Origin of the sequence: Enterobacter cloacae complex sp. ECNIH7 (assembly GCF_002208095.1) — a bacterium.
Classification (GTDB): Bacteria; Pseudomonadota; Gammaproteobacteria; order Enterobacterales; family Enterobacteriaceae; genus Enterobacter; species Enterobacter cloacae_M.
Genome location: NZ_CP017990.1, coordinates 4,343,535 through 4,360,049 on the forward strand (window position 1 = coordinate 4,343,535; position 16,515 = coordinate 4,360,049).

Genomic DNA, 16,515 nt, shown 5'->3' on the forward strand with positions numbered 1-16,515 from the left:
CCAGCTATTGCTGGCCTTTACGTTCATTATCGCAGTTACTCTTTAGGCGTTGTGATGCTTTTTTTCCTTCTGTTTCTCATGGTAGAGATACAGACTGCCGCCAGTGACGACAGTGAAAAAAATGAGCAACCCCAACATGCCTAATGTGAAAGCGTCCATTTGACCCCCTTAGGAATTGCTGACCTTGGTTAAGATTATACCATAGATCCACAGGATAACCCCAATGACCAACACCAAACCGGCTTCTTTGACGGTTATAGTGTCCCCAGATACAGCCAATCCTACAATACCGACACCGATGGCTGTTACGGCGACCTTACGCAGGTCTTCACCGATAGCTCCCAGAGTCTTCTTGTCAGGAGAGAAAAGACGCACAAACCACGTCTTAATACGCAAAAACTTTTTCATGATTACCTCCATAGTTGAAGAGGAGGCGAATCATGCCCGAGAGGGCATGAACACCCCCTCAGGGTTAAAGTTTTAGGCAGACAAAGCTGTTGGCTTCGCCTTGTTCATCTTCATTGAGTTAATGATCTTCGTCGCTTCATCAGCAAACGGGCCAGTAACTTGGATAGGCTCCCTTCTTGCGAAGGAGGCTGTCACCATCATTCTCTGGCCGTGCATCAGATGACGATACCGAGACCGCATAAGCTCAACGTAGGCCGCAGAGTCCCCCTCCCACCCCTCAGGGGGAGAAAAGGGGCACACCGCGTCGTTACCAGGCGTTGTATCAACCTTCGAGACATCAATGACGGCCATACTCAGCTCTCCTTCTCGCAATGAAATCGCGCAGGTAGCGAGCATTCGGGAAACCGAGGCTTCCCTGACTCATCAGGACATCGTTCCAGTCAATCCCTTTCGCTCTGGGCGGGATCGGGAGTTTAGGCAGCAGGACGTACACACGAATGCCGCGCTTCTCCAGCTTGGCTTTCAGCACGTTCGCTGACTTCTCACCAGTCACAGACTTATCTTTGTCAGCCCAGATCAGTACGGTGTGAACACCTTCTGGAACCTCGAAGGACTCCATCAGGGTCGCATTGACCGTTGACCAAACCGGGATTTGAGTGACTCGATAAGCTGACAGGGCTGTTTCCAGCCCTTCTGCAACACCCAGGATACCCTCAGTCGGTTCACCGAGGCGGATGGCCGCGCCATTGACATCCAAACCGTCAGGAATGGGCATCATCTTCTTGGCGTTGCCGACCTTGGCTTTTTTACCGTTTTGGGTGAGATAGGTGCGGTGGAGCGTTACCAGGTTGCCTTCCACATCTCGGATAGCGCAGACGATAGCCGGGAATTTCCCAACTTCATTGCCATCTTCGTCGTAGTAGGCCATAGCCGGATTGAACCGCAGACAGTCTGTTTTTTCTACTTCATCAACCTTGAACAGAAGCTCGCGGTTTTTGAAGTACAGACGCATTGGCTCAGTCACATGACTGGAGAACGGCAAACACTCGTTCCATACCTTCTCGATTTTCTCACGGAGACGAGCACTGTAAGCGCGTTCGCGCTCCATTCTCTTCTCCATTTCTTCTTGGAGCTCAAGCAGCCAAGGCTTAGGTTGTTCACGAAACATCGGAACAACTTTCGGCTTGTTTTCGCTGCTTTGCTCTTCCGGTTGTGTGGCCGCATGTTGTACTTGCGGTGCCGGAGCTTCTACCGTGCGGTTGACCACAGGGGCCGACTCAACATGGTGACTCACCGGCTCAACACCACCGTTCGAGCGAGCGCGGAACTGCGTTACCGTAGCGCCGCGACGTTCCACCAGCCAGGTGTTGCGATGCGTTTGCATAGGTTGTTCTCTCACAACATTCCCCTGCTCGTCCTTAACTTCAACGACGACAGTTACAGGCTCGCGCCCGAGGTTTGTCATGACGATCTCATCCCCATACTTGGCTTCACTTTCACCAATGGCTCTTTCAAGATCCACGCCCCAGATGGTGCGTTCCAAACCGCTCTTGTCACGGATGAAGGCAAAGTAGCTGAGCTCGTTGTCTTCGTTATGCTCATAAGGAGCTTTACCGTGGGCAATCAGAGTACCGGCAATGGATTTTTTACGATTCTTGGAATCGAGAACCTTGTTATTCACCTTCATAGGCTCTTGCTGAACAGGCGCTTTGGCCTGGACAGGAGCTCGTGTCGGTGCAGCGGCTTGTTGATACTGGGGTTGCTCTTTCTCAACGCCCAGATAATCACCAACCTCGCTCAGGCACTGTTTAAAGTCCCAGTTATTGAGCCACATCAGCAGCTCAAAACCATCATGATTGGCACCGCATGTATTGCATACGCCGCCACCAGTCAGGTGGGCATCCTTGAACAGTCGGAAGCCATCTTTCCCGCCGTGGATAGGACAAGAAACATGACGACCAGGTTTACGGAGAGCTGGTTCAAGATGGGGCGCTAGGGCCGCCAGGATGAATAGCCAGTTTCCGTTTGCAGCTTCACGAACGGTGTCAGCTTTGTAGTAAGACATAGGTTTTCTCCTTAGCGTGAACCCCAGCATCGAGGCTTCCTTAAACCCCCGTCGCCAGGGTTTTAAGGAAACCCCGACACCGGGAGAATGTGCCAAGGAGGCTCCCCAGCCGGGGAGAACTCCCCGGCGAGGGGTTTAAAAAGGTCGCCCCCGAAACGGAGGCGAATTTTGTGAATATCACAAGCACAAATGAGTGCCATCTTCCGAGGCCATCATGATTGTGACATCTGCGGTTACAGGATCTGACTTAATCACAACCTCAGTGGGTTTGAAAAAGCCATCTACAGTGGGCATGGGGTAATAAAGACGAATCTTTCCCCAATTCTTGTTGTCGGTAAAAGCGACCTTTGTTTGAGCAACACAAAGCTGCAAAAACATGAAAAGGAAGTCTTCTACCGAGTGCTTACCATCTGCACCAAATACTCCATCGACAATTGCCGGGGTCACTGCCACATTGGTCAGGAAACCAGCTTGTTTACCGATGGAAGATTGGTCCACCAGCAGACCATCATTGATGGCTTGTTGACGGATTTGGGCGAGGTCCAATTTAGCTACTTGGTTCATAAGGTGTACTCCAAAGTTAATGGGTACACCTACCCCGTGCGGGGAAGTGTACCCGCATGGGTTATTGAAAGGTCACGGCCAAAGCCGAGCTTTAAGGTTCCGAGTTTTACGCTGGCTGAATGCGCCAAAGAACGGTCGGAGGAAACGAGTCAGCGACACGCTTCACATTCGCGTAAAGAGTGTCCTTAAAGACACGCTCTAAGCGACGACCACCTTGACGATAAACCAACTTAAAGTCTTGGAATTTGTTCATGGATACCTCCAGAAATAACGGGAGGTATCTCCAGCAGGAGATAGACTCCCGCAGGGATTAATAAATTAACGTTAATTTGCTGTTTGTTTTTGGCGACCAGCTATCGCACGCTTTCGCCCTCAGGGAGGACAAAATCTGCTTACTGATGGCTTAACCATGAGTAAGAAGACTTGGGAAGTAAAGCAGGGGTTTCCCCCTGCCTTGTTATGCCGCTTTGAGGTGGCGAGAGAAAAAGTCCCTGGTTTGCTGGATAGCGCCCCGGAGAAGTTCTCGTCTGTAGCCAGCGTAGCTCTTGTCATCACTGGCAACGGTCAAGCCGTGCAGACTCTCTTCACCCAGGACAATCTCGTTTTCACGAGAGAGTACCTCAACACGTAGGCCAAGCACTCGCTCTTTCCCTTCCAGGATAGAACAAATTGTTTGGTCTCTTACTTCGTCATCCCAGTGGCCCATATCGAAATCCCGCTCAGGGAGTTCAGTAACACGCACCAGGTAGTTTTCAGTGGCCCGTTCCCAAACCACTTCATCTTCGCATGGAGAGGCCTCGATCAGCGAGTACCCGTCCGCTTCGAGCTTCTTGGAAAGACTTTTTACATCATCCGCCAGCTCCAGCACAAAGCGTTCCCAGAGGTCTTGCCAGCGCTCGACCATATCCTGGTTAATCCCTTCAATGCCGGTGCCAATCATGGAATCATCATCAGGGAAGATCCCTGTGAAGTCCACGTTGTCGTCGATGTTCATGCAGTTCCAATGGCTGTAGTGATGCCCGTGACTATTCCGAGTAATGGACAGGTCACAGGAACCATATTCGCGGAGGACAGAAAGCATATTCTCAATGTCTTTCTGTGCCATCAGGTTCTTCACGCGGCTGACAGCATCCACTTGGCCGGGCTCAGTGCTGAATAGGCGATTCATGAGAGCTTTGACGTCATCAACGCTCAAATCCCCGTAGAAGGCTACGCCATCCCCCTGGCAGTATCCGAGACTGTACTCAATCGTCAGATCATCCGGGTATCCACACTTAACCAGTTCGTTTTGAAAATGCTGTTTAATCATTGGTATCTCCTTAATTTCAGAGGGAGACACCATCCCCTCAGGGACCGATGTCCCCCGTGGGGTTAATGTTTGGGTTAAGAAGCCTTGCGGCTTAATTCAGTATCAAATCGAGGACCTTTGAGAACCGCAGTTTTCATAACCTCGAAGTTTCTTGGGTAACGCAGCTTTGAAACTGCGCCAGCTCGGATGTCGGCAGCCTCACTTGGAGAGACTAGCCTTAACCCTTCGCTGGTTTCAGCGTAGAACCAACCGGCATAACGCTCATAGGCATTCTGCTGGTACTGTTCAGTCGCCATATTCTTCCGGATCGCCTCTGTTAAGGCCTCAACAACACCGTCATCTTTCGTGATGATGTTGAAAACATGAGAGACGGTCAGGAAGTTCCCAAAGAAGCAGGCTGCCCCAAGCCAAGGCTGGAACATTTCGCCATTTCGCCCCGTCCTCACCATTGGTTCAAACGGGTATGGGCGATAACAGTGATACTGCTCAAACATCGGGTCAAGAACGTTGTCACCCAGGACATCCAGTAAAGTCTGAATGCTGTCCGGGTCTTGGCCTGCCCACTTACTCCCATTGCTGAGAATCAGTGTTTTACCGTCAGTACGCTCCAGAGCTTGTTCAAAGTTAGACATAGTGCATTCCTTTTGGTTAGGACGCACCACACCCTCTCGGGATGATGCGCCCGAGTGGGTTAGTTGAGAAGGCTTAGCCGTCAAGTCCGTAAATTACGGCGGAGCCGGGCTCCATCTCGACAACTTGTGCGCTTCCTTCTTCTATCAGCTCCTGCATGTAACCAGACTCAGCATCCGGATTACGTTCGCAGTGTTCGTCCCAGCGTTTCAAAAGCCCTTCTGTGGCTTGTCCGTGGGTCTCACCAAGGCCGATAAACTCATAGTGTCCTGTGTTTACGATGATCACCACCATAGCTAGTGCTCTCCTACAGGTCACTTGGTACATACAGGTCATCTTTGATGGCAGAAAAATCGACAGGAGACTGGTCCCCATAGGTTCGATTCACGCCACCAGCATCATCGACACTGACAAAAACCGTGCGGAGTAAACCGCTGGGCTTTGCAGGGTAAACGATGCTGACATGCTGACCTTTGTACTGTTCTGACAAAGTGCTTTGAAGCTCATCAACCGAACGGAATTTCCGGTCGCGGCCAAAGTCCTTAATCTTGATGTCGCCAGGGATTGGATTAGTCATCGTTACCCCCTGCCAGCAGTTTATCTACTGAATGGCCGAGTCCGTTACCAAACCATTTGTCCAGAGCGTCGATTTCCGGGAAGTCCGATTTCACCTGAGCAACAACACGTTCCATTTTGCTGAGAGCATCCTGGAACTCAAGGCCATTACCTGCGGCCACCTCAAGTTTGCACTTGATGTAAGCGGAGTAGGTATCACAGGCCTTAACCAGTGATTGTTCATAGCCACCGGGAGCGAAGGCTATGGCGACTGCATCCTGGAGTTCTTCGGGAAGAGTCTGGATGAGTTTGTCCTCTGCGGCCTTTTCCAGTCGTTCAAACTCACGCTGCAAAACAGCGTTTGCTTTCTTGACCGGTGTTACAACATCCGAACAGAGAACCTCGGCTGCATCATGCAACGAAGCATGAGCAAGCATGACTGCCAGATCCACCGACTTCCCTTGCTGAATGGCAATATTGCCAGCCAGGTAGGAAAGCAGGGTAACAACAGCGCTGTGTTCCAACACAGACTCCGGTTGAACAGAGTGCATCAGTGACCAGCGTTTGATCAGGCGTTGGCGCAAGGCCAGAGCTAGAAAGCCGAAATTTGAATTAGACATAGTGCCTCCAAAATTGGTTGGAGGTACACCAAAGCCGACCGGGCCTTGGTGTACCCGGTTGGGTTACTTAGTTATCTCGGGTCAAGCTGCTTAGCTATAGCGAGTAAAAACGGATGGAATGGATGATCTTGCGGGACACCCCCAACAAGCTCACGGGCTAAACCGACTGAGTTTGTAGCCAACACCTCTTTGACGGCCAGAATGATTTCATTGTCGATTTCATCCTGGGTCTTTCGTTGTTGGTCCACCAGCCGACTTAACTTGTCTAGGCTCATGCTTCTCTCCTTTGTTTGTGGGAGAGAACCCAGGAGGGGTTTCCTCCCGAGGGGTTAGGTTATTGCTGTTTTGGGCCAGCTACCGTTATAGCCAGCAAGCGCTGACAATGAACAAAGAGTATGACAGCCACCTAAAAGGGTAAAACGCTGTAATTGCCCTTTTGGGGTGCAAAAGAAAAAGCCCTCCCGAAGGAGGGCTTTTTATGCGGCCAAGGACAAGCCTTGCTGTCCTCTTTGCAACTCTGTGTCGTCGCGGCGATGTAAGCGTTGAACCGCCTTGATCATCGTTCTGACATGTCGCTCCAAAGAGGCTGGATGGCGTTTTGACAGTAGGTTGATCCAGTCGAGATAGATAGCAAGCGCGGAACCTTCGGTTAGGGCTGCCTGTATCGCCTCATACTGCCCTACGGCACTCTGGACCACATCATTCACCCACTGGGCGTCAGTATTGTCCAAGAGCTCGCAGAGGGCCGTATAAGCCTTCCTTCTGGTCGCGGCCATGTAACGACGAATGTTGGCGTTTCCGCTCCCCTCTCGCCCTTCCATGACGCTCATACAGAATGCGCTGGAGTAACAAAGCATCGCGTCAGTCACGTAGTTAAACCATCGCTCCTGATGCCGTTTCTGTTCTTCCATTGCTTCCTGGTCAAGTTGCTTCTCGATGAACAACCCCGTCGGAGTACGGTGGTGCAGATGGTACTTGAACGTTAAGTGCAAGTTGACCCACCAGCGTACCGTTGCCAGTCTTCCCTTGATTTTTCGCTTCACCAGATCTTTGTACTTAGCATCGCTAAGCACTTTGACATCCTTGCGCTGTTGGATTCCTTCCATCGTCTGTAGCCCTGTAAGGCCCATCTGGTGGTAGGTTTGACCTCTTTGCATCATACGGTGATACAAAGCGCCTTTTCCTTTCGCAAGCTGGATTGCTCCGAACCGAAGGTAGAACTGCGCTGCACTACCGGGCGTATAATGTCCCTTCAGTACAGACTCCCTTAGTCGCGGGTATTCGTTCCAGATGATGAACGCAGCGGAGTCGGGATCGACTTTCACTTCATCATCTTCTGCGAAGCAAACCACCCTTCTCTTTCCGTCTGCGGTATTGATCACTTGCGCTGCCAACGGGTCATCCCCGCCGTCAAAGTAAGCCATTTCCGCTAACGGATCGGCCAAGCCATCAGAAAGCGAACCATCGCCCCAGCGACCAACCTTCAACCACAATGGCTTCGGAATTGGTGACTGAGGAACGGTTTCACACTGCGGCTCGTCTTCCAGCAAGTCCAGATCACCCATCGACCAAACCCTGTGGTAAATCTCCAGGGCATGGAAAGGCTTATCATTGAAATGATGGAAGGCCCACATGAAGTCGATATGGACTAAAGCCTCTTCCGATATGATCCGGAATTGTGGCTCTGCCATTCGACGGTTCCAGTCGTTATCCTCTGCTTGACCAGTAGCCAGCTTGTATGCCAGCTCATCAGCTCTCTTTTGCTCCATGTAGTCCATGCTGCAACAGACATGAAGCAATCGTTCTAGGAAAACAGGACTGTAAACGTCCGGCTGTATTTTGATGTATCCGCCCTCGTAAATCGTTCGACCTACGGGATGGCGGTCTTCCCATGCGTACCGGCGTTTTGCCAAGTAGCGCTGGATGCGGTTCAGCCCCGACATATAGCCATGCCTTTCAGGGTCCGTGGCAAGCAACGTCTCCATTGACTTATCCAACCCAACAGCCTGGCAAAACGAACACCCTATAATTCTGATCATTTAGAAATTTTTTTGCGTTTAAAATCAATGAATTGAAAGATTTCATTTTTCTAAGTCTGATAAAACAGATGAAAACCCAACTGACTATACTCATAAAACTCAATCTTTGCGCTGCTGTACGATACCAGTAATTACAGGTGCCGAGTTTAACATCATGAAAAGTAGCCCAATAATGAATGACGCAACGCCAGCTGCGGTGCCTAACTTCTGACTGAACACCATTGAAACAAAGTACATATTTGGGATAAAAACGGACATAGCAATCACGAAAAGTAACTTATTCAGATAATTATTTATTCGGGTCTTAACCTCAACTCTATCATAAAAAGCCATCGAAACGTAAGCAGTTATCAGTGAATAAAAAGACCATGTCATATAGTTAACCGATTCATTAAATGCCTCTCGCAAAAGCAAAGCACTTTCTGTCATTCCCTACCTCATTAAATCAATAGAAAATAAATCTGAATAATTTATTTTTAAAAGAAAAGAACACAACATAACTTCAGTAGTTATGATTAATCCCTGAATGATTATTTCTTAGCAAGATATAACATGCTTAATGTATATCAGGCAATAAAAAAACTCCCAAAGACCACCGCTGTGGTCTTCAGGTATAGGATTTAAAGAACGAACTCAGTCCGGAAACGTATCACTATCTTCTGTAACGTCCGCTTTCTCTGGTAACATTCTGTTTTTAATATACTGTGAATTCCTGCAGATGAGAGGAAAAATCTCCGAGTTATTCATTATACAACTCGTTGCCGTACGGGCGTCCTCCGGAGACCATGATGAAAATGAAAACGTCTGACGGTCAAGCCATTGAGACAATAATACATTATCAACAGAAGCGCTAAACAGCGCCGCAATAGCCCTGCGTTCAACGGCCTTCTCAGGTTCAATAAACGACAACTCATTATGAAAACGGGTAATAATCGCAATACGGCTGTCAATACGAATATGTCTTTCAAGTAAGACATCGTGCAACTCATCAAGTACAGTCTCTCTCTGGGTATCGTCGAGGCAAGACCACAGAAAATGAATGTTCTCGGCATTTGTGACAACGTCTGGCTCTGCATCACGGAACCATGATGCAAAGATACCCACACTACCTTCCATCCGGATATGCTGCCCCTGAAGTTGCATTTGTTCAAGGATAAAGCGCATGTTCACAGGAAGAACCGTAAAACACTCAATAAGCCTTTCAGAAGAACTAAATACTCCACATGCCAGGGCGTTCAGCTTTTTCTTCAAAATATCAAACTGCTCACCTGACTGATATACGTCATGGAGAAATACTGGACCCATAGCATTCACATCAGACTCAATTATTTTCTCTGACAGTGCTTTTTGACGCTCTCGCACAAATATTAAAAGAGAGGTTGCATTTGTAGCTTCTTTGATGACGTCATACTGACCTTTAACAAAGCTCAGGACAGGTATATTCACCAGAAGACCTAAATCAACAATCCTGCCAACAGCATTTTTGATGTACGGCAGAACATTTTTATCCTTAAGTGCTATAAAGATACTCTCGGCAGTACGTAGATAACGAAGATATGCAGCCAAAGCCAGGTCAAACCGTTCCTCACCAATATGTTCACTGTACGACTCGATACCGGCATAGTTACCATGGAGCACCATGTGAGCAACAGCCTGTGCAGCAAATTCCGCAGGGAAGAGATTCCTCGTCGCCGTATTATTAAGATAATATTGATTTAAAACATTATTATTCCAGTCCGGGCTCAGAACAATTTTTCTGAAATGGATAACGTCCTCAACAACCTGACGATTTTTAAGCGTCATTATTGCAGAGCTAACCTGAGCCCCACCTGTACCATCATTCTTTCCAATTACGTTCTGTACCGCCTTCGATGCAATATTGATATGCCGGATAATTCCCGGATTAAAAAGGTCTATCTGAGGTTGCTCAGCTCCATAGCGTAACATCTCCTCCCGACCGTGATTTCCGATATCTAGTGTGCCAATTTTCAGGTTTGACAAGGTCTCTTCATTATTGACAAGGTATTCCACATAAAATACGCCATCTACAAAATTCTCCATTTTATTCAGTAGTGATTCACCGGCCAGAACAGAGTATGAATCAGCTTCCTGCAGCAACGTCTTCGTGGATTCAGCCTCCAATTTTTCTGAATCCTGAATTTCATCAAGTTTACTCACAATAAACGATATTTGCCTTTCGACGAAAGGCTCTAGGCTTATCCGCCCGTCAGCCATCAGTTTCTGCAGACTCAATACGAAACCTTCATCATTCTTTTCTCTGAGTGAAACAGCATAACTCTGATTCAGCATTTGCACTGCGACTTTGAGTTGCGGTTCGGCGAGAGCCTGACACTTCTCATCCATCCGGCTATAAGAAACCAGCCAGTCTCGCATCTGAATATGTGGTGCCACTCGCTGCCATGCTTCAGCGAAACCCCACAAGGCCGTCAGTTCTTCAAGCCGTGGGATATTTATAGCACCAATCGCGTCTTTAAGAGGCGTATCAAGCAACTCGCTCCTGGCAAGCTCCACCGTGGACTGATAGTGGATGCTCATCAGAAATTCGCTCCATCTTTCTGTATCGTTATTAAAAATTCGGGATATTTGTTGATAAGTTAGCGAGAGCATCTCGTCAAAATCATCCGGAGCAATACCGGGTTCGGTCTGACTAGCTTTGGGATCGCGAAGTAATACTTTAATATCTCGCTCCCCGTATCTGACCACCAGTAAGTAGAGAGCAATAAGAATATGGCGATGATCTTCTGTTGCAGGAACGGTAAGGTTCAGAATATGAATATCATTAACAAACTTCTTCATTAATCGCGGTGTGATACGAGGATACTCAGAGGGTTTCCAGCGCTCAAGCAACACCGTTGCTTCCCGGCACGCTATCCCTGCATCCTCATTTACTGTTTCTTTCCAGTACTGCCTTAACGCTTCCTGCCATCCTGCCGAAATAAGAGGAGGAACCTGAAAACTTACAGGAATCCGCTTTGCAATAAACTCACGCCCGCTGAAACCCGCCACAGAAAGTGAGGCTGAAACCTGTCTTGCCGAATAGGGCACCACTATCCTGAAGTGTTCATGAGTGGCTCCGGCAATAAGCTCCATATCACTCCAGAGCTCTTTCACTTTGTCTGCACTGATTCGGTCCAGATTATCAATGATAAGGATGAAGCGATCTCCATGGGAAATGACCTCTTTGGAGGTAAATCCCTGCAGAGCTTCAGCCAGCTCAATAGCTCCGACCTCCTTATTAACTAGCCAAGTCTCTTCAATCCTGTCAGTACTGTTGCGTTTGAACAAATCACCAATACTCGAATACCCTTTCTTTCTGTACCATTCCATGTTCTGCAGGCATGCCAGTCCTGCGACCATAATGGCAGGAGAAAGAAACGCGGCCACCTCAACATAAAAAAGCCACCCTAATAATGACTCCTTGTTAGTAAAATATTGATTAAGGTCTGTTAGCACATAACGAAGCATCTGCACGGAAAGCAATGACAGTAAAATAAAAACGACGGTCAACCAGCTTAGCCTGCTGCTGACCCTCTTGTCGTATTCAACGATGTTACCCAGAGCCAGATTTTTATACTTATCCAACACATCCCGGGAGCCCGGACATTGTAGGCTGACCCCGTGGTGGATGACATCGATAAGCGCTTTTTTAGTTGAGCCATGATGGTAACGTTCTGCATCAAAGTTAATGAACGTAAAATCATCTTTAAGCTTTTTCTGCAGGAACTTCAATATTGTTGACTTACCTGAACCCAGCTCACCTTCCAGACCAATAATATTGACATCAGGTGTCCTGATGATCTGAGCCACATTCTCTGCAACTTTTTCATGACTGCTGCCTCTAAACATATCCTGGTCAGCGGGTGATTCCGTCTGCAATCGTAGAGTCATTCAGCAATTTCCTTCGTTATAACGTAAGATTCTTTCACTATTAGACACAGTACAGAGCCCACAGCAACCAAATGACTGCAGCCGGGGCAGTTTAGTTTTAAGCATGCATAAGCCGATTTCGATGGAATCCCTTTCACACAATAATATTGAATTGAAGCAATGAAAACATTAATGTGTTTGTTGTGACTAGCTGCAGGGGCCTGGAAGAAATTCCAAAGCCTGACAAACCGGAACAGGGCTTGCTCTGCTCCGGTTTTATCCAGTTCATCTTGAAGCCCTTGTTTTTGTTACATATCCCTGCTCACTCTTTCAGCCATTGTTAAGCTTCTTGTGTGTAATCTGCGAATAATACGGATGCAAAATTGATGCAATGGATTATACATACCTACAGCGCACGTTACGCTGAGCTGAATCGAATTTCAGAGAACGTTCTTCGCTATTACCCTGCCCAGCCAGTTGAACACATTTTATCATCCGGCCCCGAGAGTGACATGTTCTCTGCCTGGTACAGCCTTCATCAGAGTCAAACTAGACGTTATTTACAGGCAAAAGAAGACAGCTACAGAGCTTAAGTCTGACATTATTCGTGGCTGTGTCTGCCTTCGGAGTTTTCAGCTTATCCCGATAACAGCGGTTTTGAAAAATTGACGTTTTTTACACCGGTACATTGCCCGAACGCAATCTCCCCCGTAGCGAAATACCGCCCCGCAGAAAATCGTCCATGCTCGGCATGCCCCTGGAACATCAGCATCTTTTCAATAAAGGTTTTACAGCCTATAGTCTGTATAACACAAAATACACCTTACCTGCTGTATTACAGGGCGGTACTCCCTACTCAGTCTGCGAGGCAGGTCACTTATGAATAATCAGTTCCCGATAAAAACGCTGAACCAGCTCAGACCTGTGCTAATCGGGTTTCGCAAAATCAAGGGCTTCACGCAAAAAGATGTGTCTGAGAGGCTTGGCGTAACGCAGCAAACCTATGCCCGCCTGGAAGCAAACCCTGCTAGCGCCAGTATTGATCGTCTGTACAAGGTATTCAGTATTCTGGGCGTAGAAATAACGCTGTCATCTATTTCCCCTTCACCCTTCATTTCCCACACAGAGATGAGGGGGGCATTTGACAGCACTCCCGCCAGACGGGAGAAATGGTGACTATTAGAAGTTTGCTAGTTTTGTCGAATGACGCCAACTACATGTCCGCATCCATCGAGTAGTGGCTTCAAGCCACGATTGTCACTGCCTCCGCTGCCTTTTTCCAGTAACTCTCTCCTTTTAATTCTAATATTTAGGGGTGTCAACGCAAAGCAGAAACGGCACCTTCTTTGCGAGACAGAAATGACCTGTGATTGCCTGGCCGATTTATGGCAGCTAAGTGCGAGAAGCGGATATAGCGAATTCGCCATTGTACGGGATTAGCAGGTTTACTGAAGCAACCTGCGATGGCGTTATGGCAATAGTCAGTCCCCTGTCCAGTCGGCATAGGTGGCCACCTCGTCACCGCCGGGGATAAACTGATTGAAGCCTCCGCGCAAAATCACTTATTCTTTTCCGTTAATAAAATGCAGGAGCAAAGTCATGACTGGCGAAATTCGTGGGCGAGGCAGGCCACGAAAAACAGAGAGTACCTATACAGGGTAAGGGTGCCAACTTACTGATTTAGTGTATGATGGTGTTTTTGAGGTGCTCCAGTGGCTTCTGTTTCTATCAGCTGTCCCTCCTGTTCAGCTACTGAAGGCGTGGTGCGTAACGGTAAAAGTACTGCCGGACATCAGCGCTATCTCTGCTCTCACTGCCGTAAAACATGGCAGCTACAGTTCACTTACATCGCCTCTCAGCCCGGTACACACCAGAAAATTATTGATATGGCCATGAATGGCGTCGGATGTCGCGCCAGTGCACGCATTATGGGCGTTGGCCTCAACACGATTTTACGACACTTAAAAAACTCAGGCCGCAGTCGGTAAACTCACGCATACAACCGGGCAGTGACGTTATTGTTTGCGCGGAAATGGACGAACAGTGGGGTTACGTCGGCGCTAAATCACGCCAGCGCTGGTTGTTTTACGCGTATGACAGGATACGGAGGACGGTTGTGGCGCACGTATTCGGTGAACGCACGTTGGTCACGCTGGAGCGTCTTCTGGGCCTGCTGTCGGCCTTTGAGGTCGTGGTATGGATGACGGATGGCTGGCCGCTTTATGAATCACGCCTGAAGGGAGAACTGCACGTTATCAGCAAGCGATATACGCAGCGCATTGAGCGGCATAACCTGAATCTGAGGCAGCATCTGGCAAGGCTGGGCAGGAAGTCACTGTCTTTCTCAAAATCGGTGGAGCTGCATGACAAAGTCATCGGGCATTATCTGAACATAAAACACTATCAGTAAGTTGGAGTCATTACCGGTGCTCTGATATATTTATTATACTATAGTGGGGTATGTGTTGATCTTAATGTAATACTCCCCTATAGTATAAGAAATACAGAGCAGTGAGGTAAGCAATGCCCAGTACTCCTGAAGAGAAAAAAAAGGTCCTAACCCGGGTTCGCCGTATCCGGGGTCAGATTGATGCTCTGGAAAGAGCACTTGAAAGTGGCGCTGAATGCCGTTCCGTTCTCCAGCAAATCGCCGCCGTCCGGGGCGCCGCTAACGGACTGATGGCAGAGGTGCTGGAGAGCCACATACGGGAAACCTTTGACCAGAATGACAGCTACAGTCATGAAGTCAGTAAATCAGTTGACGATACGATTGAGCTGGTTCGTGCCTATCTTAAATAGGTGAGGCCATTATTACATTGAGGATATATTACGTATGAAATCACGTGCCGCTGTTGCATTTGCACCAGGGAAGCCCCTGGAGATTGTTGAAATTGATGTTGCTCCGCCTAAAAAAGGCGAGGTGCTGATTAAAAACACCCACACAGGTGTCTGCCATACCGATGCCTTTACCCTCTCAGGGAATGACCCTGAGGGCGTTTTCCCGGTGGTTCTCGGCCACGAGGGAGCCGGTATCGTCGTTGAAGTTGGTGAAGGCGTCACCAGTGTGAAGCCGGGTGACCATGTTATTCCGCTCTACACCGCTGAATGCGGGGAGTGTGAATTCTGCCAGTCCGGTAAAACGAACCTCTGTGTATCGGTTCGCGAGACTCAGGGCAAAGGACTGATGCCTGACGGGACCACTCGCTTTTCATACAACGGTCAGCCTCTTTACCACTACATGGGATGTTCCACATTCAGTGAATACACCGTTGTGGCCGAGGTTTCTCTGGCAAAAATTAACCCGGAGGCGAACCATGAACACGTCTGCCTGTTGGGTTGTGGCGTGACTACCGGTATTGGCGCCGTCCATAACACGGCTAAAGTGCAGCCGGGCGATTCAGTTGCCATTTTTGGTCTGGGGGCAATTGGTCTGGCTGCGGTACAGGGGGCCCGTCAGGCAAAAGCGGGACGTATTATCGCTATCGATACTAATCCGACAAAATTTGACCTGGCCCGTCAGTTCGGGGCCACTGACTGCATTAACCCGAATGATTATGACAAACCGATTAAAGATGTTCTGCTGGATATCAACAAGTGGGGTATTGACCATACCTTTGAATGTATCGGTAACGTTAACGTCATGCGTGCAGCGCTGGAAAGTGCTCACCGTGGGTGGGGGCAGTCCGTTGTCATTGGTGTCGCAGGGGCCGGACAGGAGATTTCCACCCGTCCTTTCCAGCTGGTCACCGGGCGCGTATGGAAAGGTTCCGCGTTTGGCGGAGTAAAAGGCCGCACTCAGCTCCCCGGTATGGTCGAGGATGCCATGAAGGGGGATATTGACCTTGAGCCATTTGTAACCCATACGATGACACTGGATGAAATCAATGACGCCTTCGAGCTTATGCATGAAGGCAAATCTATCCGGACAGTGATTCATTACTGATCCCATCAGAATTTTAATCAACTCAAACTGAAGGAAGTGGAAAATGACAACTCCGGTAATTTCTGGTGACGGCATCTTTTCTCATGTGTTCATTGGCGCAGCCGATGTCGAGAAATCCTCCGCATTTTACGATGTCGTCCTGGGCACGCTTGGTATCAATAACCTCGGCCCGTTTGGCAACGGCTGGGTACTCTATGGCCGCGAAAAGCCGGCATTTATCATTGCCCGTCCGGGCAACGGTGAAGCACCTTCCGCTAACGGGGTGACTGTCGGCTTCGCTGCTGCCACCCCGGAAGAGGTTGATGCTTTCCATGCTGCCGGCCTTGCCGCCGGTGGAGCTGATGAAGGTCAACCTGGCCCGCGTGGTCACCTTCCCGGGGCCTATGCTGCCTACCTGCGGGATCCGGCGGGTAACAAAATCACGGCGTATACGTTTATCTGACGTCCGGATTTAAAGATACTTCCCCTGGCTTCGGTCAGGGGAAATAACCATG

The 16,515-nt window shown here is 48.8% G+C and carries 18 protein-coding genes; 5 read left to right on the forward strand and 13 right to left on the reverse strand.

Annotation, left to right across the window (positions count from 1 at the left end; genetic code table 11):
* Positions 1 to 168 precede the first annotated feature (168 nt).
* The 13 genes from WM95_RS21545 to WM95_RS21605 all read right to left on the reverse strand — a co-directional run bounded on the left by WM95_RS21545 (position 169) and on the right by WM95_RS21605 (position 12,099).
* A complete protein-coding gene (locus WM95_RS21545) occupies positions 169 to 408 on the reverse strand; it encodes a permease (RefSeq protein WP_000714162.1) in 240 nt (79 codons plus the stop codon).
* A gap of 72 nt (positions 409 to 480) precedes the next feature.
* The gene (locus WM95_RS21550; protein ID WP_000268337.1) at positions 481 to 759 is read right to left on the reverse strand and encodes a hypothetical protein; all 279 of its coding nucleotides are present in this window, start codon (positions 757 to 759) and stop codon (positions 481 to 483) included.
* Entirely contained in the window at positions 746 to 2,473 is a 1,728-nt protein-coding gene (locus WM95_RS21555) for a DUF7146 domain-containing protein (protein ID WP_000122923.1), read from the reverse strand. Before WM95_RS21555 ends, WM95_RS21550 begins: the two co-directional genes overlap by 14 nt.
* Before the next feature lie 177 nt (positions 2,474 to 2,650).
* Positions 2,651 to 3,037 carry a hypothetical protein gene (locus tag WM95_RS21560; protein WP_001077335.1) on the reverse strand — a complete coding sequence of 129 codons (387 nt, stop codon included), beginning with the start codon at positions 3,035 to 3,037 and terminating at the stop codon, positions 2,651 to 2,653.
* 457 nt (positions 3,038 to 3,494) lie between these two features.
* Positions 3,495 to 4,346 (reverse strand): hypothetical protein, encoded by an 852-nt coding sequence (locus WM95_RS21565; RefSeq protein ID WP_000595210.1) that lies wholly within the window; start codon positions 4,344 to 4,346, stop codon positions 3,495 to 3,497.
* Between the two features lie 74 nt (positions 4,347 to 4,420).
* Positions 4,421 to 4,978, reverse strand: coding sequence for a hypothetical protein (locus WM95_RS21570; protein ID WP_000064432.1), 558 nt, complete (start codon positions 4,976 to 4,978; stop codon positions 4,421 to 4,423).
* Between the two features lie 73 nt (positions 4,979 to 5,051).
* A complete protein-coding gene (locus tag WM95_RS21575) occupies positions 5,052 to 5,270 on the reverse strand; it encodes a hypothetical protein (protein WP_000260293.1) in 219 nt (72 codons plus the stop codon).
* A gap of 13 nt (positions 5,271 to 5,283) precedes the next feature.
* The gene (locus WM95_RS21580) at positions 5,284 to 5,553 is read right to left on the reverse strand and encodes a hypothetical protein (RefSeq protein WP_000184110.1); all 270 of its coding nucleotides are present in this window, start codon (positions 5,551 to 5,553) and stop codon (positions 5,284 to 5,286) included.
* Positions 5,546 to 6,151, reverse strand: coding sequence for a 5'-deoxynucleotidase (yfbR, locus tag WM95_RS21585; protein ID WP_000071870.1), 606 nt, complete (start codon positions 6,149 to 6,151; stop codon positions 5,546 to 5,548). Before yfbR ends, WM95_RS21580 begins: the two co-directional genes overlap by 8 nt.
* A gap of 71 nt (positions 6,152 to 6,222) precedes the next feature.
* Positions 6,223 to 6,426 carry a hypothetical protein gene (locus WM95_RS21590; protein ID WP_000050848.1) on the reverse strand — a complete coding sequence of 68 codons (204 nt, stop codon included), beginning with the start codon at positions 6,424 to 6,426 and terminating at the stop codon, positions 6,223 to 6,225.
* A 201-nt stretch (positions 6,427 to 6,627) separates the two neighbouring features.
* Positions 6,628 to 8,136 (reverse strand): hypothetical protein, encoded by a 1,509-nt coding sequence (locus WM95_RS21595; RefSeq protein WP_223175384.1) that lies wholly within the window; start codon positions 8,134 to 8,136, stop codon positions 6,628 to 6,630.
* Positions 8,137 to 8,289: 153 nt separating this feature from the next.
* Positions 8,290 to 8,619, reverse strand: a complete 330-nt coding sequence (locus WM95_RS21600; RefSeq protein ID WP_000140246.1) for a hypothetical protein — start codon at positions 8,617 to 8,619, stop codon at positions 8,290 to 8,292.
* A 204-nt stretch (positions 8,620 to 8,823) separates the two neighbouring features.
* Positions 8,824 to 12,099 carry a P-loop NTPase fold protein gene (locus WM95_RS21605; RefSeq protein ID WP_021242119.1) on the reverse strand — a complete coding sequence of 1,092 codons (3,276 nt, stop codon included), beginning with the start codon at positions 12,097 to 12,099 and terminating at the stop codon, positions 8,824 to 8,826.
* A gap of 858 nt (positions 12,100 to 12,957) precedes the next feature.
* Between WM95_RS21605 and WM95_RS21610 the strand changes: the two genes are divergently transcribed.
* The 5 genes from WM95_RS21610 to WM95_RS21635 all read left to right on the forward strand — a co-directional run bounded on the left by WM95_RS21610 (position 12,958) and on the right by WM95_RS21635 (position 16,463).
* On the forward strand, positions 12,958 to 13,254 hold the full coding sequence (locus WM95_RS21610) for a helix-turn-helix transcriptional regulator (RefSeq protein WP_017384073.1): 297 nt from the start codon (positions 12,958 to 12,960) through the stop codon (positions 13,252 to 13,254).
* Positions 13,255 to 13,790: 536 nt separating this feature from the next.
* Positions 13,791 to 14,488 (forward strand): IS1 family transposase gene (locus tag WM95_RS21620; RefSeq protein ID WP_223479951.1). Its coding sequence is split into 2 segments (ribosomal slippage): positions 13,791 to 14,040 and positions 14,040 to 14,488, totalling 699 coding nucleotides; the frame shifts between segments, so codons are not numbered across the junction.
* A gap of 113 nt (positions 14,489 to 14,601) precedes the next feature.
* On the forward strand, positions 14,602 to 14,877 hold the full coding sequence (gene frmR / locus WM95_RS21625; RefSeq protein WP_017384071.1) for a formaldehyde-responsive transcriptional repressor FrmR: 276 nt from the start codon (positions 14,602 to 14,604) through the stop codon (positions 14,875 to 14,877).
* 34 nt (positions 14,878 to 14,911) lie between these two features.
* Positions 14,912 to 16,021 (forward strand): S-(hydroxymethyl)glutathione dehydrogenase, encoded by a 1,110-nt coding sequence (gene frmA, locus WM95_RS21630; protein ID WP_017384070.1) that lies wholly within the window; start codon positions 14,912 to 14,914, stop codon positions 16,019 to 16,021.
* Between the two features lie 43 nt (positions 16,022 to 16,064).
* Positions 16,065 to 16,463, forward strand: a complete 399-nt coding sequence (locus WM95_RS21635) for a VOC family protein (protein ID WP_012561111.1) — start codon at positions 16,065 to 16,067, stop codon at positions 16,461 to 16,463.
* Positions 16,464 to 16,515: the final 52 nt, after the last annotated feature.